This window comes from Glaciecola siphonariae (assembly GCF_042652645.1).
Taxonomy (GTDB): domain Bacteria; phylum Pseudomonadota; class Gammaproteobacteria; order Enterobacterales; family Alteromonadaceae; genus Glaciecola; species Glaciecola siphonariae.
This window is the reverse complement of sequence record NZ_JBHSGU010000005.1, coordinates 498,987-522,867: the sequence shown is the minus strand read 5'-3', so window position 1 is coordinate 522,867 and position 23,881 is coordinate 498,987. Positions and strand designations below refer to the sequence as shown.

The 23,881-nt window shown below is 43.9% G+C and carries 16 protein-coding genes; 10 read left to right on the top strand and 6 right to left on the bottom strand.

Annotated features, from left to right (window positions below; all coding sequences use genetic code 11):
• Window positions 1-114: 114 nt before the first annotated feature.
• Window positions 115-720: a hypothetical protein gene (locus tag ACFO4O_RS13360; protein ID WP_382409330.1), complete on the top strand. Its 606-nt coding sequence runs from the start codon at window positions 115-117 to the stop codon at window positions 718-720.
• Entirely contained in the window at window positions 717-2,726 is a 2,010-nt protein-coding gene (locus ACFO4O_RS13355; protein ID WP_382409328.1) for an alpha/beta hydrolase family protein, read from the top strand. Before ACFO4O_RS13360 ends, ACFO4O_RS13355 begins: the two co-directional genes overlap by 4 nt.
• A gap of 26 nt (window positions 2,727-2,752) precedes the next feature.
• Here the strand turns inward: ACFO4O_RS13355 and ACFO4O_RS13350 are convergent, their stop codons facing one another.
• Complete coding sequence (locus ACFO4O_RS13350) at window positions 2,753-3,277, bottom strand: type II secretion system protein (protein ID WP_382409326.1); 525 nt, start codon at window positions 3,275-3,277, stop codon at window positions 2,753-2,755.
• Between the two features lie 295 nt (window positions 3,278-3,572).
• On the opposite strand from ACFO4O_RS13350, the gene ACFO4O_RS13345 reads away from it, so the two are divergent.
• Window positions 3,573-6,221, top strand: coding sequence for a carbohydrate-binding domain-containing protein (locus tag ACFO4O_RS13345; RefSeq protein WP_382409324.1), 2,649 nt, complete (start codon window positions 3,573-3,575; stop codon window positions 6,219-6,221).
• A 77-nt stretch (window positions 6,222-6,298) separates the two neighbouring features.
• Here ACFO4O_RS13345 and ACFO4O_RS13340 read toward each other — a convergent pair whose 3' ends face one another.
• Window positions 6,299-7,861 (bottom strand): PAS domain-containing hybrid sensor histidine kinase/response regulator, encoded by a 1,563-nt coding sequence (locus ACFO4O_RS13340; protein ID WP_382409322.1) that lies wholly within the window; start codon window positions 7,859-7,861, stop codon window positions 6,299-6,301.
• Window positions 7,862-8,145: 284 nt separating this feature from the next.
• Here ACFO4O_RS13340 and ACFO4O_RS13335 point away from each other — a divergent pair, with 284 nt between their 5' ends.
• From ACFO4O_RS13335 to ACFO4O_RS13305, 7 genes are all read left to right on the top strand, one after another.
• Entirely contained in the window at window positions 8,146-11,793 is a 3,648-nt protein-coding gene (locus tag ACFO4O_RS13335) for a glycosyl hydrolase family 28-related protein (protein ID WP_382409320.1), read from the top strand.
• Window positions 11,794-12,083: 290 nt separating this feature from the next.
• The gene (locus ACFO4O_RS13330; protein ID WP_382409318.1) at window positions 12,084-13,226 is read left to right on the top strand and encodes a DUF4785 family immunoglobulin-like domain-containing protein; all 1,143 of its coding nucleotides are present in this window, start codon (window positions 12,084-12,086) and stop codon (window positions 13,224-13,226) included.
• 45 nt (window positions 13,227-13,271) lie between these two features.
• On the top strand, window positions 13,272-14,312 hold the full coding sequence (locus ACFO4O_RS13325; protein ID WP_382409316.1) for a hypothetical protein: 1,041 nt from the start codon (window positions 13,272-13,274) through the stop codon (window positions 14,310-14,312).
• A 139-nt stretch (window positions 14,313-14,451) separates the two neighbouring features.
• Window positions 14,452-15,024 carry a gamma-glutamylcyclotransferase gene (locus ACFO4O_RS13320; RefSeq protein WP_382409314.1) on the top strand — a complete coding sequence of 191 codons (573 nt, stop codon included), beginning with the start codon at window positions 14,452-14,454 and terminating at the stop codon, window positions 15,022-15,024.
• A gap of 212 nt (window positions 15,025-15,236) precedes the next feature.
• On the top strand, window positions 15,237-17,450 hold the full coding sequence (locus ACFO4O_RS13315) for an NAD-dependent epimerase/dehydratase family protein (RefSeq protein ID WP_382409312.1): 2,214 nt from the start codon (window positions 15,237-15,239) through the stop codon (window positions 17,448-17,450).
• 95 nt (window positions 17,451-17,545) lie between these two features.
• Window positions 17,546-18,757, top strand: coding sequence for a polysaccharide pyruvyl transferase family protein (locus ACFO4O_RS13310; protein WP_382409310.1), 1,212 nt, complete (start codon window positions 17,546-17,548; stop codon window positions 18,755-18,757).
• 80 nt (window positions 18,758-18,837) lie between these two features.
• Window positions 18,838-19,581: a proteasome-type protease gene (locus ACFO4O_RS13305; protein WP_382409308.1), complete on the top strand. Its 744-nt coding sequence runs from the start codon at window positions 18,838-18,840 to the stop codon at window positions 19,579-19,581.
• A 25-nt stretch (window positions 19,582-19,606) separates the two neighbouring features.
• On the opposite strand, the gene ACFO4O_RS13300 is transcribed toward ACFO4O_RS13305, so the two are convergent.
• The 4 genes from ACFO4O_RS13300 to ACFO4O_RS13285 form a co-directional block, all read right to left on the bottom strand.
• Window positions 19,607-20,701: a zinc-binding metallopeptidase family protein gene (locus ACFO4O_RS13300; protein WP_382409306.1), complete on the bottom strand. Its 1,095-nt coding sequence runs from the start codon at window positions 20,699-20,701 to the stop codon at window positions 19,607-19,609.
• Between the two features lie 39 nt (window positions 20,702-20,740).
• Window positions 20,741-21,667 carry an alpha-E domain-containing protein gene (locus ACFO4O_RS13295; RefSeq protein WP_382409304.1) on the bottom strand — a complete coding sequence of 309 codons (927 nt, stop codon included), beginning with the start codon at window positions 21,665-21,667 and terminating at the stop codon, window positions 20,741-20,743.
• Entirely contained in the window at window positions 21,667-23,121 is a 1,455-nt protein-coding gene (locus tag ACFO4O_RS13290) for a circularly permuted type 2 ATP-grasp protein (protein ID WP_382409302.1), read from the bottom strand. The genes ACFO4O_RS13295 and ACFO4O_RS13290 overlap by 1 nt, the downstream gene beginning before the upstream one ends.
• Before the next feature lie 85 nt (window positions 23,122-23,206).
• Complete coding sequence (locus ACFO4O_RS13285; protein WP_382409300.1) at window positions 23,207-23,728, bottom strand: prepilin-type N-terminal cleavage/methylation domain-containing protein; 522 nt, start codon at window positions 23,726-23,728, stop codon at window positions 23,207-23,209.
• Between the last annotated feature and the right edge of the window lie 153 nt (window positions 23,729-23,881).

The following is a 23,881-nucleotide window of genomic DNA, read 5'->3' as shown; positions in this document are numbered from 1 at the left end:
AAGTCATTGGTGGGAGCATCTCTTCGCAAATAAGCACCTCCCTTTCTATTTTTTATAGCCTGTAATACTATTGAGCCATGCTAAGGAAGTAACAAGCTAGAAAAGGAAGTCGGTATGAGGTATCCCAACTCTATACATAGTTGCCAGCGGTTCTCGCCAAAGCAACTAGTATCACATTTCTCCATCCTAAGTTTTTCCCTGTTTCTATTTGCAGTTAGTTTCGGTTTGGGCGCTCAGAGCACAAGCTCCTTGCAACCTTTAGCCAAAAACGAAGGCTATGTCGTTATTCCAATTATAATTGAGGGCTATGTTCCCTTCGATGTGAAACTTGAAGAGACAAAAGCATTTGGGGAAAGCCATAAGGTTCGTGACTTAGAATCTGGTTTGAATTTTTCTTTGATAAAATTACCCGCAGGGGAATATCAATGGAGTAGGATTAACTTCCGCAGTAACCATTACTTTAATCTTGAAGAGCATGATTTTGAGCTCCATGTAAAACCTGACGTGATTAATTACGGTGGCCATTTTGCAATAGACATCAATTACCGGTTTGCCACTGCGCGTTACAATTACGTTAACCGCAGTAGCTCAGTCATTGAAAAATTAAACGAGCATTACCCAGAAATTTTTGAACAGTATCCATTGATATTTTCTGGCATATCCCCCGATCCTTTTATTGCTTTTTATAACAAGCTCATGCGGCAAGAGGATGGACAATGAAGCTTAATCAATCATTCGCCTATTTACTGGTCATCCTACTCTCAAGCTTCATATCTGTTCTGACGGATGCAGTAAGCGCAACAGAAAACGAAAATGTGCATGTTGCGGCAACTGCAAAACGCGATGTTGCGAATATCGCCAATGACTTTTTTCGAATTCAGCAAACGAAGTCAGTAAAAATATCGCCTAACGGGGCATTTGTGACTTACAGGCAAAGAACCGGTACCCACGAACAGTTTATTGTCACTAATACGAGAACCGGTTTGTCTAAGGCATTAATAGTCGACAAGTTTAATGACGCATTGCAGCTTGACGATTACTACTGGATTGATAATGAATCCATCATAATTCAAGCGTTTATATCAGGCAAAGGCAGTGCGGTTATTCATTCGCAACTAGTGTTTTCTGATAATGAATTGAGTAGCGTAAACACCAAAATGTTTGTTGAGGGCGTGACTATTCTTGATCCCCTGCGAGACCAAGAAAATATATTTTTAGCAAAAAAATGGATTAATGAAAGAGCCTATTTGTTTAAGCTAGATGTATCGTCAAAAAGCACCGCTGCTGAATTTAAACGCAACAAGCGATTGAATTTACGAGCGCCTAAAAACCCTCACTGGTTAACAGATGCAGACGGCAATATAGTAATAGGATATGGCCATGACGACGAAGACAGAGTGAATCGAGCTTACCTAAAGCCACTAAAAAAGCGCAAGTGGGAAGTGTTCTGGGAGGGTGATTTGGATACAGTTTTCAAGCCTGTCGTTGTTTCAAGAGACAGGAAAACCGTGTATGTGTTATCTAATGAAAATAGCGATTTAATCTGTTTATATACATACAACGTTGACTCGAAAACGTATATGGACGAAGTGTTTTGTCATGACTCATACGACATTAATTCGGTGATCACAAGTTCCGATAAATCCGAAGTTCTGGGGATATCTATACTCGAAGATGGTTTCTTACAAACGCTGTACTTTAATTCTCTTGACCAAGGTTTAGATCTCGCACTCAAGCAGGAATTTGAAACAAGCATTCCATACATTGTTGACTACAATGCGGATAAGTCAGTGTTGATTGTTGAAACAACTGCAAATTCAAACCCCGGCGATTACTTTATTTTTGATGTCGGAAATATGCTCTTAACAAAATTTGCGTCAAAAGCACCATGGTTAGAAAAATATAATCATAGCGAGAGTAGAGTAGTCAGGGCCATTTCATCAGATGGTCAAGAAATTGAGTCATACCTAACATTGCCTGTTATCACGGACGATTCTGCCCATAAACCCCCGCTAATTGTGATGCCGCATGGCGGTCCAATTTCTGTTCGCGATACAAGACACTTCGACCGTCACGTTCAGTTTCTTACAGCTTTAGGGTATGCCGTGTTGCAAACTAACTACAGAGGCTCGTCTGGCTACGGGAAAAACTTCCTCAATATGGGCATGGGACAGTGGGGTAGACTTATTGAGGACGATATTGAAGCTAGCATCCAAGAAGTCATAGAGCTAGGTTCAGTGGATAAAGATAAAGTATGCATATACGGAATCAGTTATGGAGGATATTCTGCCCTCATTTCATCAATACATAGACCTAGTTTGTTCAAATGTGCAGCGTCTTATGCGGGTGTAAGTGATTTGCCACTTCTTTTTACCGAAATAGAGTTGTTAAGGTCTCGGGCAAAAAACTCAATGATGAAAAAAATTGTTGGAGACCCAGAGACTGACTTGGAAGAGCTCATGTATTTTTCACCCGTATATCAAGCTGAAAAACTGCAAATTCCTATTTTTATAAGTCATGGTAAAAAAGACAATGTTGTTGATATTGAACACTTCAACCGCCTAAAAATGGTTTTGGATGCATATCAAAAGCCCTATACCGAAATGACTTTTGATAATGAAACGCATGGCTTCCGATATTTAGATAACGTTACCGAATTCTATATTGAACTCGATAAATTCTTCCAAAGAAGTTTTGCGCTTGATGACCCAACGCCAGACGCTTAATTTAAATCACACAATAATTGTTCTACTCAGCATTCATCGGTGCTTGTGCCTGCAATCGGCGGTGAGCCATCTTCGTTATTAATGTAGTAGGCTAAACAGGCAGTGCGGTCTTTGTATCCTTTTAAATAAACGACAGCCGCGTATCCTGTGATGGTCAAATCTGCTTTCCCTGGAATAGAGCGTTGATAGCCGTATGCACAAATCGCTTCCTCACATACTCGGTCACTATTAAATGCTCCCCATTCAATATTGACTAAGTGCCGAACCCCTTGCGTCCAATCGCCAACGGGATAGCCATTCTCTAAAATCGCGTAGTTGCCGTCGTCAAGCGTAATTCGCTCTCTACCTTTGGCCATATTATTTAATAATGCTTCAGCATACATTAACTTTGAACCGTCTTTTAAAGAGGCAGAAATGCTTTGCAATTTAGCGACTTTCGCATCTGTGCTGATATCCACAAATCGTGGCGCAGCGACCACCGCAAGTACGCTTAAAATTACAATAACAATAACCAACTCTATGAGCGTAAAGCCCTTATTAGATGCATGCATTTGTTATCGAAATCCAGTGAACAATAGTTGCGAGAGCTTATATGTCCTTAACGCATGCGTGCGTATATCTATGAAGAAATACTTATCACGTGTTATACCATCAAAAATGTCTGTGTAATTTTTACTGGCATTTAATGCGCCAAAGAAATCAGATAATTAACAAAATCGTCACATATGTGCTTGCATCATTAAATGATAGGATTATCATATTAAGATTAAAGATATCAACGCACCTATAACAAAACTCTTAACAAAACCCTTAGCAAAACCTCTAGCATAATAAATAAGGAAATTTATGGAACGCACATCACGGCTCACTCGTTTACTTAATATTAGCATTACTCGTTTCCAGGTAAGCTTTGTCATCATTGCTTGTGCCATTAGTGTTCACTCTATTGCAGGAGAGAACTTTGAGGAAAGAGCGCTAGAGCTTATAGAGCGCGCGTCACAGTTTAATACTAATAATAAAAAGCATGCTTTTCACGTGGCTTCAGCCAAATTTAAAATGTATGCCATTACAAAAGAAGACGCTTATTTAAGTGAGGCTCTTTTGGATGTAAGCGACGGCTTAAGTGATATTCGTAACGATACTGATCATAAGGATATTGCCTTTGCTTTATGGAGCGCGATGGATGTCTACCTGAGGTGGAACACTTATTTACCCACAGAAATAAAAGACGACTTTCGCATTACGCTCACTACAACGCCTTCTTGGGGTATACACAATACTAGCAACAAAAACGCGATGGCATCGAGTGCTCGCTATTTAGCCGCATTAGAGTGGCCAAATGAAGAGTTTGCCTCAGCATACAAGTTTGATGATATTGACGGTAGCGCACAAATTTTAAATACCCTAGAAACAATGGCTGAATATGGGGACTATGAATACAACTCGTCCACATATACCTTGTTTCACTACGGGGCCTTGCGCACCCTAGCTGATTTTGCACCTGTGGAAGACCCAAATAGCATCAAACAGAAGTCCTTTGTTGCGGCTGAGTGGATTTTAGCGTCGTCGGCAGCCGAATGGATGGACGGCCATTGGGTAGCGAGCCAAGATAGAAGTACTCTGTTACCGTCGCATTCCCAGAATACTTATGTGCACATGGACTATGTACATTATATGTTTTATGGCGGCGTGAAACCAAAAGCGATTAACCATCCTGACCTTATTGTTGGAGCCGTTATGCACGCTATTTCACCTTATCGCCCGCCCGCAGAGCTTGTATCAATTGCAAGTCAACGTAATCAGTCTTACGTTTCACGCGAGAGAAAATCATCTATTGATGAGGGTGGTCGCCACGAAAAATACGCGCAACTATATAAGACACCCGAGTATGCTGTTTATAGCGAGGCAGTTGAATTTAGACCGCCAGTCCCAGCAAGCGCAAAAAAATGGAAAAATCAAAATGAGCAGTGGGGCATTGCGTGGCGTGGTGGCTCAAAGCGCAGCATATTAACGATTAAAAACCCCTTCTTGTACGAAAATGTAGCCACAAGCAATCCAGACTGGGGTGTTTCGCAATTTGGGCAAGTCATGCAAGACGCGGGCACGGTCATTGGCGTTTATAATATCCCAACAGGGTACGAGGCGCGTTTTTTAAAGGGTTATATTCCCGATAATTATTTAGCCTTTATTGATAACTCTAACAGTGGCAAAGTCTATCTGCATTACGATGGAGTACTGATTGGCATCATGCTCACAAAGGGATTCTCTTGGAATAATGGCATGACCAGCTTTGAAAGGCGGGCGGGAAAAATAGGCTTTGTTGTAGAGACTGCATCGCCAGACGACTATCAAGGCACGCCTGCACAAAAATTAGCAGCCTTTAAGCAAGCAGTATTGCCGCGGTTTGATGCAACTGAATTTAGTACGAGCGGCCAAACTTACTTGGGTTATGTGAATTTACATGGCAATAAAATGGAGGCCAAATTTAATACATATCAACGTTTGAACGGCGTGGATGTGGACTTCAATAGCTGGCCGCAAGTTGAGAACCCTTTCGTTTATCAAGGCGCTGGCTCCAGAGAAATGACCGTTCGTTTTGAGGATAAGACAAGACATTACGATTTATCTCAGTGGTCGCTGTTTGGTGGCGGTGTAAGTGACGACAACGGCACCGTGACCATAGAGGCGACCGACTATGACAAGATTGAAACACGTTATTATGCCGGCACAAACTCTTGGTTTATAGGCGATGAATTAGATGGATATTCATCGACTGGCTATGTGTTTTTCCCTGAGAACTCAATAAAAGCAAATTATGAAACGTCTCCCCAGATAAGCTACAGCTTTGACCTGAATGAGTCAGGTACCTATGCAATTTGGGTAAGACGATTTGCACCCGATGGAGCCGGTAACTCCGCGCACTTTGCGTTAAACGGTGTGCGCTTAAAATCTGCCGACAACAGACCAGAAAATTACAATGAATGGCACTGGGTTAGAATTGGACAAGTTAAGATGGTCGAAGGAGAACAAATCTTGAGCGTAAGGAAGCGCGAAGATGGATATGCCATCGATCAGTTTTTGGTGAGTAATGACTTAGGACGTAACCCTAACGACAGCGATGTTCACACTTTAGGAATAAGAGCAAGAGGCGACACTGGCAATGAGATCGTATCTTTAGTCGTTGACGATACTGTTGTAAAACAATGGCAGCTTAGTAAGCAAATGCAAACTTACACGGTGGATACTGAGTTACAAGCGTCGTCTATTGTTAAAGTTGTGTTTATCAACGACGTTTATGATTTTGCAAAGGGTATCGACTACAACGTGCAGCTTGATTATCTCAAGGTAAACAACACGCTCATGCAAACTGAAAGTCAAGCGTATAACGACGCTGCGTTTAATATTTCGACGTGGACATGTGGGGGTGGGGCTGCATCAGAGTATATGCACTGTGCCGGTGAAATCATCTTTGATTTGTCTAATATTGTGTTCTAATAATATCGATTTGTGTCATAAGCACAAACGTAAAAAAGGGAGTTCGGTTTAACGCTCGAGCTCCCTGTCAAACCTGCTTAAGTTGATGGCCGTAAGATGATTTCATGTAAACCACTTATTAGACTATCGCGAGTAAATGGTTTTCTCAAATGTCCTTTCATTCCAACCTTTTTACAAGTGTCGAGCGTTTCGTCAAAGGCATCTGCCGAGACTGCAACAATTACAGGTATAAGCTCTAGCTCTCCTAATTGAAGTATTTCTTTAGTCGCTTGAAAGCCATCTTTGATTGGCATGTTAAGGTCCATGAGAATGCAGTCGTATCCATTTTCTTGAATGACTTTTTTAACGGCTTCATCTCCATTGTGAGCACGGTCTATTTTATGGGCCACTCCCTCTAACATAGTACAAGCAATCTCAAGATTAATGTCATTGTCATCAACAATTAGAATGCTGTTTAAAGAAAATTTACTGTGTTGAGATTGAGATTTTGTTTGCTTAATTGTGTCGACAGACGCAGCTTTTTTTGCAAGCGCACAAGTAATGGTGACGGTCGTGCCCTTATCAATCGTAGATTCGATATGCATATCATGGCCGAGTTCTGTGCACAATCTGCTGACAATTTCTAACCCAAGGCCTGTGCCAGAATCATCATAGGGATTCGCTTTCTCTTGTTTAAAGGCTTGCAAAACTGTGTCAACGTCTTCAATACCGCGGCCAGTATCTTTTATTATTATTTTTACTGAGTCAGCCACGCACTCAGCATCAAGCGTGACCTTGCCACTAGTCGTGAACTTTATTGCGTTGTTCACCAAGTTAGACAGAATCTGTATTAGTCGCACTTTGTCAGTCATGATGACACAACCACCTGTGCTTTCAGGCATATCAATAGTTAAGCTCAGTTGTTTCTCTTTCGCTTTTGCCGTAAATAAATCGGCAATGTGCGCCGTCACTTCTGAGAGCCTAACTGGCTCTTGGCTAGAGTACAGCGCTTGTTCTTTTAGCTTTGATATAGTCAGTAAGTCGTCTAGGAGCACAAGGAGCTGTTCGCCGCAGGTCGATATGGTCTCAATGGTCTTTGTGAGTGACTGGTCTTGATTGGAGGTTTTTAGTAGGTCTGTCAGTGCAATTATTCCATGCAGTGGCGTTCGTATCTCATGAGACATTTTTGCAAAAAACAAGTCTCGTGATTTGAGCGTTTCGAGTAGCTTTTCTTCGGTATGTTTTAATTCAGTGAGGTCGGTATGTGCGCCGAGCATACGAACAGCTTTGCCCTCGTGGTCGCGTATTGCAAGTCCGCGGCATCTTATCCAAACAGTGTGCCCTTGTTTGTGGGTATATCGCACAATTTGGTCGTAGGGATGTTCAGGATTTTCGCAGTGCTTCGTGAAGTTATCGAATGCGAGGTTTAAATCCTCTTGGTTGATAATATCTTGCCATTCAGATGCTAAGTGTTTCATCTCTTTTGGGTCGTAGCCAAGAGTGGTCCAAAAGCGTTCGCTCATCCACTCGTGTTCTGGATTCTCTAAATCCCAATACCACATGCCGTCAAGACTAGATTGTTCAATGAATTTGAAAATTTGCTCATCTTTTTCAACTAATTCATACAGTTCTTTTTCTAAACGATGAGGACTTGTTGACATTCCATCATTCCCAATTCTACAAATAAGATGCTTTACAAAACCAAGATAGCTGGACAGAATTTACTAATCAAACGCTTTATCATTATTTTAAGAGTGAATGAGTGCGTTTTTAGGATTTTTAACTAACCCTAGGCCATTTTTCCAATCCTCTATCAAGCTCGGTAGCTTTTTCGTTTATCGATGCGTTTATTGCTTTGCACCCATTCGAGCAAAAATCTTGTTGACAAACTAACGACAAACATATCAATATGGTAAATGATACATCTATCATTTATGGACTTGTTATGCACACCTTTAGCCTCTCCAAAGTCGCTTCAGTTTTCGCCACAGCGTCAGCTCTTACCTTTTGTTTAACTTCTCCTGTTTTCGCGGCAGATACCACAACTATTGCCGGTGCTAATGGCAACAATGTTGTAACAGGTACCGCATCTGACGACCGTCTCAATGGTACGAGCGCAGATGACTCGCTAAACGGTTTAGCGGGGAATGATTATCTGCGGGGCCGTGCAGGGAACGACGAAGTATACGGCGGCGACGGTAACGACCACGTTGGCGGAGATGAAGGTGACGACCATTTGTTTGGCGGACCTGGAAATGACGCATTGTGGGGAGACGGTGGCAGCGACCGCCTCTCGGCAGGAGAAGGAGATGATAAACTGTATGTAGATGCTGACGACCTGTTTATTAACGGCGGTGCTGGGCGCGATACTCTGTTTGTAAGAGACGCGCGGGGCGTGAGTGTTGATATGTCGGTCTCGCAGCTTGAGCTCGCTTATGGCGATGTAGGCGATGATACTTTTGATGCAAGTCTGCTGAATATTGAGACGATTCTCCACGGCGGAGCAGGAAATGATCTCTTGTATGGGGGTAAACTTAAAGACCGGATAGACGGTGGAGATGGCAACGATACCTTAGTTGGCAATGCAGGCAACGATATTCTGCGTGGACGCGCCGGTGCCGACACTGTTTATGGCTCAGATGGCAACGATCATGTGGGGGGAGACGAAGGGGATGACATTCTCTTTGGCGGAGCTGGAGACGATTCTTTATGGGGCGATGAAGGCGTAGATAAATTTGATGGGGGCGCTGGTAACGACCGCCTGTACGTAGATGCCGATGACATCAGCATCGACGGCGGAGAAGGTTACGACAAAGTTATCTTCACTAAAGATGGTTCACTGAGTCTTAGTTTAGGTGATTCAAATATTGAGTCGGTTGATGCAAGTGATCGAGCTGATGTACTAGATGCTAGCTCAAGCGGCGTCTCTGTGCGAATACTTGCAAAACACGGTGACGACATCATCATCGGCAGTGATTCAGACGATAAACTATATGGCTCAGAGGGTGACGACACCATCTCGCCCCGCGCTGGAAATGACAAAATACAGGGCGGGCAAGGTAGGGATATATTTTCATTTGGCTCAAATGATGACCTTAACCAGATAGAAGATTTTGAGCTTGACCTTGACCAACTTAAATTTAATGCGAGAGATATTTCCGAGCTTGAAATACGTCAATATCGAAATGACACGCGCATATCCTACCAAGGTACGGTCGTGCAGCTGTGGCGCGTTGATGCACAGACCCTAAAAGAAAGCAGCTTTATTTTTAACACTGAGCAAAACAGCCCTGAAAATCTGGCCATAGATTTCCCAACCGACGCAGGTGTAGTGAGAGTAGACGACTTCGGTGCCATACCTGATGATGGCATAGATGATACCGCAGCCATTCAAGCGGCTTTTGACTCGTTCTCCGGCGGACAAAAAATCCTCTATTTTGGTCAAGGTACTTATCATATCTCCAGCACGCTTCGACCAAATGAAGACCAAGGACTGGTTCGGTTTACTATTGTTCAGGGGGCGGGCAAAGCGCTTACCAAAATCAAGTTAATTGAAAACAGCGGATTAAACGGGGCTTTGCTCGATTTTAGAAGCTTCGATGAAGCAAGCCAAGTCGCCAATGGCGCAATCAACTTTGGCGTATATTTTCGTAACTCCGTGCGCGACCTGACCCTAATCGTTGGCGCACAAAACGACGATGCAACAGGGCTTATTTATGCTGCCAACAACCAAGGTACTGTCTCTGATGTGGCCATTATCAGTGAAGATGGCAATGCGAGAATCGGGCTAGACTTAGGCTCAATTATCGACAACGGACCTTTGCTAGTTAAAAATGTTGAAATCGAAGGCTTCGATATTGGAATAAGAAGTTCATTTTTGGCCGCGTCCATGACCTTCGACGGTATCACTCTGAGCGAGCAAAACGAAGTATCGTGGTTATCCAATCAAGCGCAAAACACGTTTGCTAATAATGTGCATTTTGAAAACACGCCATTAGCCTTCAATGGACCCCGCTCCTCCGACGTCGGTTTGGTGCTTACAAACAGTCGCATAGAGGCTGCGCAAAATGCTGGTGCCAATGCCATTGAAAACGACCGCTCTGCCTATTTACACAACGTTGTAGTGCAAGGCTTCGACCGTGCTTTCAGTGCCACAAACAACTTCTTTGATAGAAACCGTTTGGTAGATGTAAGCTCAGACGGCGTGATCAATGAGTTTTGGCAGTTGGGCTCAGGTAACCTGTTACGAGGTGGACCATTCACGCTTTTCGACGATGCAGCGCAAACAATGCTGCAATTGCCTCAAGCGGCATTAACGCCACCAGTACTTGAGCGCAATCTTTCGCAGTGGGTTTCTGCGCTAGATTTTGGCGGTGAGGTGGGCATTAGAGAAGGAACATTTAATGCGCCTGTTGCTGAAGATGACGACACCGCAGCGATTCAGGCCGCTATTGATGCTGCTGCCGCTAAAAATGCAAGCACCGTCTATTTGGCAAATGGTACATGGGTACTACTTGGTGATGTCACAATACACGGTTCGGTAGAGAGGCTGTTAGGGACCGAAGCGCAAATCTTGGGCGGCGGCAACATTATTGTTGCTGAGGGCTCAAGCGCAAGCGTCACAATTGAACGCTTACAAAACTCATTTTCACCTGCGGCTGAGACCAAATTTAAGATAATTCATCAAAGCGCACGCCCTCTTTTTGTAAACAACTTAGCTGGATTTTATTATGAACCGATAGAAGGCGTATCGGGCGACGTTTACATCACCGATGTGGTAGCAGGCGCTTTGCGCATCACCGAAAATCAGCATGTTTGGGCAAGCCAACTTAATATTGAAGATACTGCCGCGCGTAATACTGACTACGAGGCGCATATTGTAAACGACGGAGGCACTCTCAAAGTACTCGGCTATAAAACCGAGGGTGATGGCACCCATGTACTGACCCGAAATGGCGGTAAAACCGAAATTCTCGGGCACTTTCATCAAAGCTCAAGTCTTACCGTCCCTCAGTACATGACCACAGATGCAGACTTCTCAGTTGTTGTTTCACGCAGCGTAGCGGCCGGCGGATTAGTGGGTACTGTGATGGAAACAAGAGATGGCCTTAGCCGTACGGGCAATATGGGTATCGCTGACGGTTATTCGGCTATCCGTCCAAACACCGTAGCAGGCGATGTGATTGTTTTAGATACTCAAGACGCAGTATTTTCTGGGGATGTAAACACTATCGCTGGTTTCCCGGGTGGCTTTGTTGGTAAAAATTATGTCTTTATGAGGCCAAATAGTGGTGCAACAGCAAGGTTTGAGAAAGACTTAGCAGTTGCAGGAGAATATGAAATATTTGGACGATGGCACGCGGACTTTGGTGGTCAACCCGATTCTGGTCACGCTACAAACGCAAAACTTATGATTGATACAGCCAGTGGTGAGCAAATTATCTTCTTAAACCAGAAAAAGGACTTTGGAGATTGGACATCATTGGGTAGCTTCGACTTGTCGCACGGCAAATTCAGAGCCCTTTTTGATACAGAGGGCGCAAACGGCAATGTGATTGTTGATGCCATCAGGCTTGAGCGTATTGAGCAATAACTTAGGCTAATGTTGTTTGAATTTTCTGCTATCTTCTGCCAAAACTGAGGCTGCCTAAAGCGCGGTATATGGAATAAATCGTAATTGGCCTATCCGCCACCCCGTGCTTTGGCTTAGGGATTAATTAAGCGCAAATCGATACCGCCCAAGCAAATGCTTATCGTCAGTACATCAGCTTAAGAGTAAGCATCTGTTTCCAAAAGTATATGTAAATAAAAAATAAAATATTTAACATTTTATTAATATACGGTTATATTTTGTTCATGTGATCGGATGACCAGATGAGTTGAATGTCTAAACCGTTAATATTGATATTATCTGCAATAGTGATTTGCGCATGGGTAATTTGGTTCGCTTGGCCTGATGCCGGCGGCGCGTCTGATGCGCATAAAAATACAAACAACGAACAAACGACACCCCTCAATGCGCCACTTCCAACGCCCGCTCCAAATAAGCCTTCACCCGAGCTTACTACGCAGCTGATCGCGCAAGTCGATGAGCCAGCGCTGGCGACTTTAGCAACGCAAATTAGTGATATTGCCGATGCTTTTTCTCAGCAGTCTCAGTTTCCTCTTGAATCTCAACCGGTGTTGCACCCTGAGCAAGTTGTTGTGTACGAACCGTTTGCTGAAACCTGGACCGAATTCTCATTGCCATCGCAAGCCTATGGCGAAATCAAATTAGCGCTTGCAACCGACGAGTATCAGTACTTCACTGGACAAGATGTTGAGGTGCTTGTGCAAATAGCGGGCGTACCGAGTGATGCCGATGTCGACGTGAGTGTAGAAATGGTCGAGTCGGATAGTGCTAACGCTGCCGCTATTGAGACAATCGACGTAGAGAGCAATTTTAGCGGTCAATGGGAGGCAAACGAAACCATACCAGCGAGCACTTTCGAATATGGTTCATTGCCGGAAGAGCTTCAACTTAACGCTTATGTAACCGTGGATAATGAAGTCTTCTTTTCAAGTTCAGTGTTCAAATATACGCAGCCCTCAGCCACGGTAACCGGTTTAGACAATCCCAACCCAAACAATGAATATCTTGATATTCCGCTGAATGTAGACGTGCATAAGAGCGGCTATTTTTACGTGTCTGCGGTGTTGTATGACCAAAACAACGACACTCCGTTAATTCAACTTCAACAAGAGGCTAGGCTGTCGTCAGGCAGTCAGGAAATTGTGCTGAAAGCGCATATTCAGGCATTGAAATTTAAGGGCAATGAAGGACCTTATCGACTCTCTAATATTCGTCTTAAACGCGGTGCTGAAGAGGGTGAGCAATTTGACCAAGCAGGGAATAGCGAAGCAAAAAGCTACGAGGTAGAAGGATTTGGATTTGACCGTTACGAAGATAAAACATTTTTCGACCCGCTGGCTGCGGAGCGAGAATCATTTTTGCGTCAACTAGGCAGTATAAGTGGTGCAAATTAAAAAGAATGCTGATAAAGCATCTCACACAACTTACAGGAAAAACTTATGAAAACACTTACCATGTTGTTCACCCTGCTGTTTGTATCGACCGGCTGTTACGCTGCTATTGCTGGGAAACCAGTGATTTTAGTGCATGGTTTTCAGTTTACAGACTTACAAAATACCCCACCTAATGAAGCCTTTTTATTGCAACAATCCAGAAACTACTTTTCAGATTATTGGACCTCACGTGCCGATGAACATCACTATTACTCAAGCGCAGACAGAGTGAGCGGTGGTGTAAAAGACCAATTTAAGCGCCACTTCGAGCGTTTAGAGGCAAGTGGATTGTGCATACAAGGCTGCGTGTGGGTAACGCACTCAACGGGTGATTTAGTATTGCGCGATGCACTGAATCGCTTGGGACAATGGGGCATTGACCGAAACCGCGTTAAAGTATTGGCAGTAATTGATTTTGCCGGAGCAGGCGGCGGCACTGAGTTGGCCGACTTAGCGGCGAATGTGGCCTCAGGCGGTGGGTTCGTCGATTTTACAATCCGCCAAGTAGTGCGTGCCTTTTTAGGGGTTGACCCAAGCAGCTCTGGTTTAGGGGTTGTAAATGATTTACGCCCTACTAATGCTCGACGAATCGCTCAAGGAAACCAAGGTGTACCGCGTTTGAGATTTGTTGGCACCGGCTCTGAATTTGCAGGCATTACCAAGCCATTCATTCAAGGTGAAGACGACAGCGTGGTGCCTTTGCATAGCGCATGCGGTTCAAATCGAAAAGGCGATTATAATTCATGCTCATCGGGCATTAGAAACAACGGCGTGCTGCGCTCAGCGCGCGCACCTTCTGCGCTACTCGCCAATCATTTTCCTGTTTTGATAGGTGAGCGAGTCAACCACAGTCAGCACATTAATAACGACCGTGTTGGTGGCGTGTATGCACCCATTATCAATAACGTGTCGGCAAATGGTTTAGTCATAGATTTTGCTGAGTCTACAGGCCGGCGCTGGTGGAGCTGGGGAGCGAGAGTACGCTCTGTCGACAACAGTAATCGTAAGAGTATGTCGGCTAACGTTTACGATACCTTAAACAACTGACGCCAACGCAAAACAATCGTTTTTGTTAAATAAATTGCCAAGCAAGCTAAGAATAATCTGCCTTGCTTGGCATTTTTTGTTATCTTCATCGCTTAATTAAGTATTGTTAACTGACGCATTGTTAAATTAAGCGAGTTTTATGACTTACGACACGCAAACACTTAACAGTGGGCGCCATAAACTAGACGAGTTTGAAGAGCTTTGGGTTTTTGGATATGGCTCACTTATTTATAAAGTCGATTTTCCGTATCTCGATAAATCGCCCGCGCACATTAAAGGTTATGAGCGCAGAATGTGGCAAGGTAGCAGTGACCATCGCGGCACGCCAAGCAGCCCCGGCCGCGTAGCCACACTCACCCCCTCAGGCAACACCCTTTGTTTTGGCATGGCGTACCGAGTGACGCCAGACGTCTTTGAGCATTTAGATCATCGTGAAAAAAACGGCTACTTAAGAGAAGAAATTGATATTACGCTCGCAACAGGCTCTACTGTGCGCGGCCTTGTTTACATGGCAACGCCTGATAACGAAGCCTTTCTAGGTGACGCCAGTACCGAAGAGCTTGCTCGCCATATATATGAAAGTGAGGGGCCAAGCGGCGAAAACAAAGACTATGTCTACGACCTAGCCGAAGCGCTTCGAAAGCACGGCGAGCACGATGAACATATATTTGCTATCGAGCAAGCGCTGTTAGAGATAGAAGCGTTGAAGTGAATTACTTGGCGCATATTCATCTTGCGCACCAAAGCACTAACAGCAAAAACAGCAAGTACGGAAATTTTTAGGACGATTTTGTAAAACTAGAATCGTTGAAAGCGTAGTCGTATCAAGATATCGTAGCGTGATAAATGATTGGGGTGGGCGAGAGCGTTTCGTACTCAAGTCTATGCTAATTCGAAGGAAAACACAGGGACCGGAAAACTCGTATGAAAAAGCAAAGAGTCATAATTATTGGTGCAGGCGCCATAACGCAGCAATGGCACCTACCAATACTGCTAGGAAGAGATGATGTCGAGGTTTCTGGGATTGTCGATAAGTCTGAAAAAACCTTATCGATTTTGAAAGATGCATATCCTAGTTTGCATACGTTTACAGATTTGTCGCAAATCCCTGTCGCTCAGTATGATGCTGCAATTGTTGCCACTCCGGCGGCGTTTCACTTTGCAATCACCGAAGGTTTATTACAAAAACAAAAGCATGTGCTAGTAGAAAAGCCGGTTGCCTTTAGCGTAGAAGAGACTATTGCTCTTGCTGATCTTGCCAAACAAAACAACTGCGTGTTAAGTGTGTCGCTTTATCGTCGCCTATATCCGAGCCTACAAACTTTAAAATCGCTGATTGCCGATAGGGTTTGGGGAAAAGCTGAGAGCTTTGAGTTTTTGTGGGGCGATGCCTACAGTTGGAGCGCAAGCTCTCTTGGCAATATGAAAAAAGAACTCGCCGGAGGCGGCGTACTTATGGACCTTGGACCACACGCGCTTGATTGGCTGTGTGAATTATTTGGCCATAAAGTATCTCTTTTAGAATATAGCGATGATGCGGTAAGCGGCATCGAAACAGATTGCGAAATGCAATTGAGTTTTCAATTTGGACGGCAAAAAATTAAAGGTGATGTAAAGCTCTCAAGGATTCGTAAGCTAGGGGGAGAGCTAACCGTATTTTGTGAAAAAGCAGCGCTGCGTTTATCAGTTGGTGAGCGATTCAAGGTTGAGGTTTTGCCTAATCTCCCTAAAAGCACAGCAAAAGATGTCGCAACACCTTCGGTGGTATATGAATGCGAGTCAAGCGATACAAAAGACGAAGAATGGTTTGAGACCTTTGCAAAAGAGCACGATGATTTTCTGCACGCAATTGAGCAGAGCACAGAGCCAAAGTTATCATGTGCCAGCGTTATCGCAGCCGCACAAATTATTGACCAATGTTACGCAGAAAAATCACAAACTAACTATGATTGGGGCGATACATCTGCGCTTTCTATTGCAGATCTAAGCGGGGTTAAACAAGTTCTGATAACCGGAGCAACCGGATTTTTAGGCGGCCGCATCGTTGAAACGCTTTTAGAGCGTACCGATTGCAAGGTAATTGCAGCGGTAAATAACCCTAACAATGCCACACGTATTTCACGCTATGATGTTGCCATGCGCATGTGCGACTTAAACGACCCTAGTAGTGTTAAACAAGCCTTAGAGGGTTGTGACTCGGTCATACACTGCGCGGTTGGCACGGCGTATGGTGATGACGAATTAATTTACAACACCACGGTAAAAGGCACCGAAACCCTCATTACACTGGCCGAGGAGGCCGGCATAAGCAAGTTCGTGCACATAAGCAGTCTAGCGAGCGTAGATTTAGCATCTTCGGAGCAAAAAATGACCGAAGACAACGCTCGCCTTAGTACCAGCAATGATATTTATAGCCGCGCCAAACGTGACGCTGAGAAAATTGTATTAGACGCGCTGCAACGTAAAACCTTAACAGGCGCAGTACTTAGGCCCACCAATATTTACGGTCCCTATTCTCCGCTTTTCAATATAGGCGCCGGACGCCAAGCTGTTGAGCAAGGTATGGCGTTTACGCAGAGTACCGCGCAGTGTCCGAGTAACACGGTTTACGTAGATAATGTGGTTATGGCAATACTGCATTGCCTTTCAAGCGAAAAATTAGCTCGTCAGGTTTATTTTATAAATGATGATGACAAAAATACCTATCAAGATTTTTATGCATATTTCACTCATGCCTTTGAGACCAAACTTGAAATAGGCAAGCTTAAAGTGCATCAAGAGACTGCTTCGTCAGAAAATACTTTGCAGCTAATCTTTAAAGATGCCAAAGACCTTGTTAAATCCAAAGAGCTTCGCAAACTGTTTATTAAAGTCTTTAAGAGCCCATTGATTGGAAAGCCGTTTCGATGGCTAGTAGCTAAGCTGCCCTCGGTTGAGAATAAGCTCAGAGACAACAGTGGCGTGGTGTATAAATCAAAAAACAAAAGCGACGCTGTCTCGCCCATCAGTGCGTCAACCTCAGCATTAGTCTCGTGCGAGCAATTTAAAGAGGATGTTAAAGCGTATAAACCTGTATCAAGAGATGACGCCTTAGCTCGCACGTCCAAGTGGCTAGCATTTTATAACCCGAAACCATAAACGTAGACCATAAATGAAAGCTGAAAACAGAGTCAGCCATAAGACGTGATTTAGTCCCAATTTTTAATAGATATACATGGAGTAGTATCGTGAATGTGAAGTATTTCCTTAAGTCGTTAATTGTGTTGTTGTATACGGTGCTCGTCAAGTTGATGCGCATCTTCACAAAGCCATCACAAGTATTTCTAATTTGTCCGCCTTTTCCTAACAACATCAATATTGGCGACAGAGGTTTAGTACTCGGCGCACTTTGCGAGCTTTACAAATACGAAGATGATGTTGTGCTGGTGCAAATGACAGACTCTTATGTGCAAGAGTTTCCTGAATTTCCGAATTTAATCATCACTGACAAACACACAAAATTGTTTAAGGTAAATAGAGACTTAGCGTCGAGTTTAACGTGGCTCTTTGATTTAAAAACGGCAAAGCGTGTTCACCTTATTGGGGCAGACAGCATTGATGATTATTATAGTCGTTCAGATGCCGCAGCAAAAATGTATGCTGCAGAATTAGCAGGCCGTCTTGGCATTAAAACCAATGTCATGAGTTTTAGTATCAACGAGGTAAGCGACGCTCTGAAGCAAAGGGTAAGTGAGCTTACACCGAACGTTCACTTGGTTGCCAGAGACCCTGTGTCTTTCGAGCGTCTACAAAAAGCGAATATTGAGCGTATTCACTGTAGCGCTGACCTTTCTTATTTGTTTGAACCGAGCGCGATAAGAGACGATGCAAACTTACATGAGTTTTTGAATGCGAACGCAGGCAACATTCTAGGCTTTAGCTTCAACAATCTGTTGTTTTCTGCCAACGAAAATAATGACGCTCGTTTTGACTTTTATGCCCAAGCCATTTACGAGTTGGCAATTAAAGCTGAGAAAAAAGTACTGTTTATTCCCAATAACGATAGAGATGCGAAAAAGTATGGAGAAGCAATCCACCAACGCATAGTTGAGAAAGCGCCATCGCTGTCATATTTTTCTGAGTATTTGGGCGATCCAAGTGAATTAAAAGCACTAATGTCGAAGTGTTACTATTATTTTTCAACGACCTTGCATATGGGCCTTTTCCCGATTGGCGTTGGCGTACCAACAACTTGTTTTCCTTATGCAGGGAAATTTGATGGGCCATTGCAACTACTAGACAGCATTGAGTGTCAGATAAAGCCAGATGATATTCCTAGTTCCCCGACAGACTTTGCGCGGATGATGTATGAGCATTTATCAGCGGCAGATTTCCGAAAGAAAAACATTGAGGCTAATTTGCCAAAGGTAAAAACACTAGCAAAAATTAATCTGCAAGATTTTTAGCGAGGGTATATATCGTATAGCTTGCTCTGAGCTAAAGCATGGCTAATATAATCGCTGTTAGATAAACTGGGGGATTAACCTTGACTTACTGTTTAGCGTTGCATGTAAACAAAGGGATTGTGTTCGCATCTGACTCACGGACAAATGCGGGCGTGGACTATGTAGCAACGCATAGCAAGATGCACACTTTTTTGTTTAAAGAAAACCGCTGCATTTATATACTCACCGCGGGTAGTTTAGCGACTTCTCAAGCGGTTATAAATCGTATTTCCAGCGACTTAGAAACTGACAATACAGGGTTTAATTTACTCAAAGCTAACTATCTGCATGAAATAGCCGACTATATTGGGGAGTTAAGTCAGGCGCAGCAGAGCAAGCATGAAGCCGCCATGAAAAAAAGCAATATGAGTGCAGAGTGCAGCTTTATTGTTGGTGGGCAGTTGAAGGGGCAGGCTTGTGCAATCTTTCACGTATATCCTCAAGGGAACTATATTAAAGCTTCGCCAGAAACGCCCTACTTACAGATAGGTGAAAACAAATATGGTAAACCGATTCTTGATAGAGTCATTTCACCCAGTACAAGTCTTGAAGACGCAGCGCGTTGCGCACTAGTTTCTCTAGACTCAACAATTCGCAGCAATATTTCCGTGGGGCCGCCCATTGAGCTAGCCATTCATACCAGCAACGATTTAAGCGGGCCTTATCAGAGTACATTCACTCACAACTCGCCTATGTATAAATCGCTACAAAAGCAATGGAACGAGGGTTTAAAAAGAGCATTCAAGCGTTTGCCACGTTTTGATTGGGAAAAGCCATCAGACTGAAGCTCAATAATGTTGGCATCAGCTCTTAGTCGTCTCGCGTGAACGACGTTTCTTCAATGACTCGATGCACAAAACGTAGCTTTTTCAAGGCGGAAATGGATATGACAAACGGATAGGCATCATCCAAACCCATACTACGATTCAGCGCATTTAGGGCGGCGGTAAGTTTGCACCAGTCGTCAAATAACTTGGTAAAGTTCTTCTCAGTTGTAAGCGCGTTATTATAAAAATGCGCATGAAGCGGATTAGCTAGCTGGCTGCCAGCAATGCTGAATTTAAACTGGTTAGCGGTTTCTAAGGTGTCCACCATATGCATATAGTGCGCCCAAGTCTCCGCCCAATCTTCCCATGGGTGCATACTAGCGTAAGCGCTGATCCATACATTTTGCCAGTTGTTAGCTGGTCCATTATTGTAGTAGCTTTGCATGGCTTGTTGATAGTCTATGCGTTCATCGCCAAAAAGCTCTCGATACTCTTCAATAAACGGACTATTTTCAATCAGGCAGTTCCAGTAATAATGGCCCGATTCATGTCTAAAGTGACCGAGCAAGGTTCTGTAGCGTTCTTGCATTTTCTCACGCATTTCAATCCGTGCCGATGGGTCAGCTTCATTAATGTTAATTGTAATCAAGCCGCCGCTATGTCCGGTGGTTACGTACTGCTTGATAAAAAGCTCGTTGCCAAAGGCATCTTCTGTTTGGTCCTCTAAAAACGCAAATCCAATGCCTTTGGTGGCGTCTTCTTGTTTACTAACCACCGGCAGATTGAGCTTCATAAGCGTGTAGAGTAATCGTCGTTTTGACGACTCTAAATTAAACCACAGTTTGAGGTTCTTCTCTTCACCAAGGTTGGGTATGGTTTGAGTGAGTCTGCATGAGCGGCACAAGGGATTATTATCTTGCGTGTCGACCATCCAATTGCACACGTCATGTTCGCTGTAGTTTATGCATTTGTGATAGCGATTGCCGCTAATATGAGATTCATACTCAGAGTTACTTAGTTGGTTTACCGGTGCAAGTTCGAGCACGTCAGGTAAAAATCCCAGCACCGAATGACATCTCACGCACGAGGTGTTTGGGAAGTGTAAGGTGTTGTCACACCGGCAAACAAAAGTTTTCAAACAGTCACTCCAAGTTGGAAGATTAAGCGTGCGACAGTATCACAGATAAGTGTCATTGAGACTTGAATCTATTTCAATGAGGCCAACTTGAATGTCGTCAATAAATTCATGTAGCTTGTCTTGCTTTAATTTAGCTGGATTAGCATTCAATAGATAGCTCCTAAGTTGACGAGTTTTATCAACCGGTGCTTTATTGTGCGGCAGCTCCGATAACGAGTATTCTATTTGCTCGAGGCTGTGCAGAAGCGAGCGAGGAAAGCGAGACTCACAAAGCAAAAATGCCAGTACGTCCTGTCTGTTGATTCGAACTCTTACTTCCCGACGATACATTTGATAGGCACTCATCGATTTAAGTACGCTCATCCATTGAATATTACTGAAAGCGCTGGACTCATCATCAATGTCGGGCAGCAAAGACGCAGAGCGCACGTCAATAATCCGAGTCGACATATCAGCTCTCTCGAGGTTACGACCAATGCGCAAAAACGCATAGCCGTCGTCATGGGTCATTGTGCCGGTAAGAAGACCGGTAATTGATTGATTTGCTTGAATGATACGTTTCAGAAAGTCATATCGAGTACGTCGACCAAAGGCTAAGTTATCATTCTCTGTGATATATAGGTAAAGCTCATTTATTTGTTCCCACGCTTCGGCAGGCAATATTTCCTTTACGGTTCGTGCATTTTCTCGCGCTGCGCTTAAGGAACTCACGATTGAGCCGGGGTTGTCGAAGTCGGTCAATATGAAGCTAACTACGTTGTGTTCATCTGCCACTTCATGTTTGTCGTAAAACGTGCTTCTGAATGACAAAATATCAACAATAGGCTCCCAACCAAGCTTAACGCGCGCCGGTAAATCTAATAATAAATGGGAGTTTACATTGATTAATCTCGCAGTATTTTCAGCTCGCTCTAAATAGCGTGCCATCCAATATATGTTACTCGCTACCCTTGAAAGCATATTCATTAATCTCCCTCCATATCGACTATCCACGTGTCTTTACTGCCGCCACCCTGAGAGGAATTGACTACCATCGAACCTTTTACCATGGCAACTCGCGTCAGCCCGCCAGTGGTAACCGTCACGTTCTTACCGCTCAGTATAAATGGTCGCAAGTCTAGGTGTCGTGGCTCAACTTTGGTACCAACCATGGTGGGCGCGGTTGATAAGGTAAGCATTGGCTGAGCGACATAATTGCGAGGGTCTTTTTCAATAAGAGTCTTAAATTTTTCGTGCTCTTCCGCACTGGCATGCGGGCCCATCAACATGCCGTATCCGCCCGATTCGTTAGCGGGTTTAACTACCATTTCGGCGATATTGTCTAACACATATTCTCGTTCTTCTTTATTGTTGCATTTGTATGTTGGCACATTCGGCAATATGGCTTTTTCTTTAAGGTAGTATTCGATAATTTTAGGCACGTAAGCATACACGACTTTATCATCGGCAACGCCCGAGCCTGGCGCATTTGCAAGGGCCACATTACCCGCCTTCCAAGCGCGGATAATGCCCGGAACCCCCAACAAAGATTCAGGATCAAACACTTCTGGGTCAATAAACCAGTCGTCAATGCGCCGATAAATAACATCTACCCGTGATAAACCGCTTATGGTTCGCATATAAACACAATCATCGTCTCCTACAACAAGATCAGTTCCAATGACTAGTTCAGCTCCCATTTGCTGCGCTAAGTAGGCATGTTCAAAATAGGCGGAGTTATAAATGCCGGGGCTAAGCACTACAATTTCTGGCTCTTCAATTTGTCGAGGCGACATTTCAACGAGCATGTCGTATAGCTGCGATGCATAGTCGTCGACTGGCAAGATACTGTATTTTTCAAACATTTCAGGAAACACGCGCTTCATGACGTGGCGATTTTCAAGCATGTACGATACGCCAGAAGGCACTCGCAGGTTGTCTTCCAGTACGTATACTACGCCCTGATTGTCGCGCACCAAATCAGAGCCGCAAATATGAGCCCAAATACCGTGAGGCGGGCTAAATCCTTTACATTGTTCGAGGAAATTCTTAGATTTTTTTAGCATTTCGGCAGGGAATACGCCGTCTTTGATGATGTTTTGGTCATTGTACAAATCATCAATAAACATATTCAGGGCTTTTACTCTTTGTTTAAGCCCTTGTTCGATGCCGTCCCACTCTTTTTTATCAATCAGGCGAGGAACGATGTCAAAGGGCCATGCTCGGTCAATGGAGCCTTCTTCATCGTTATATACTCTAAATGTAATGCCCATTACATGAATGGCAGAATCTGCTGCTGCTTTAAGTTCGTTGACTTCTTTGTCGCTTAAGTTGGCAAGATAATCGCAAAGTGCCTGTGAGTACTCCCGTGGTTTTCCAGCAGTGCGTACCAATTCATCATACAAACCTTTAACCCGGTAGTTACCCCATCGAATTGCCATAATATCCCCTGTTTTGCCGTAAATCCGCTTTACACCATAACAGGGGGATGTTGAACGAGCAAACGATGCTCCTTGAATATATTACCTAACACTCGCTCGAGAAAATGCGAACGGTGGGCGCCTCGCCATCCTCAGCATTGTTGTAAGTTACATAGCATTTTTTGGTTGCATCATAGCCATTTGGGAAAATAATCGCAGCCCTTCCTTGCACTGGAGTGCCGTCAGGAAGTTGTGTCGCATTTCCATATCCGCACCAATCATTGTTGCACATATTCGAGCGTTGGGTATTGAATTGGTCGTCTAATGAAATAAGGAATCTCACTGAACGGTCGAACCAGCCTGACGGATAACCTGAATGAGTCTCGATAGTAACGTTATCCACTTCAACTTCTTGCAATCCTTTAGCTTTCTTTTGTGTAAGCGCCTTTGCGTGCACTAAGTTGGCTGTTGTTTTTAGGTCACTGGCGAGTTTTTCTAACCGAGCCCTATGAGCATCGCCTGCGATGTCCACAAATTTTGGCGCAGCAACCGCTCCCAGAATACCTAGGATGACAATTACTATTATCAACTCTATCAGCGTAAAACCTAGTTCAGAATCTCTATTCATTTTAAAAGCCACAATCTCAGATCATATAGGATAGTAAAAAATTCTACTTCGTAGGGTATAAAGGGCCATACCTCAGTATGTTAGCGTCTTGAAGCGCTAGCTTGCTCTTGGATAACTGCTTTTGAATAACGAAGCACCTAGCGAATAGCGAAG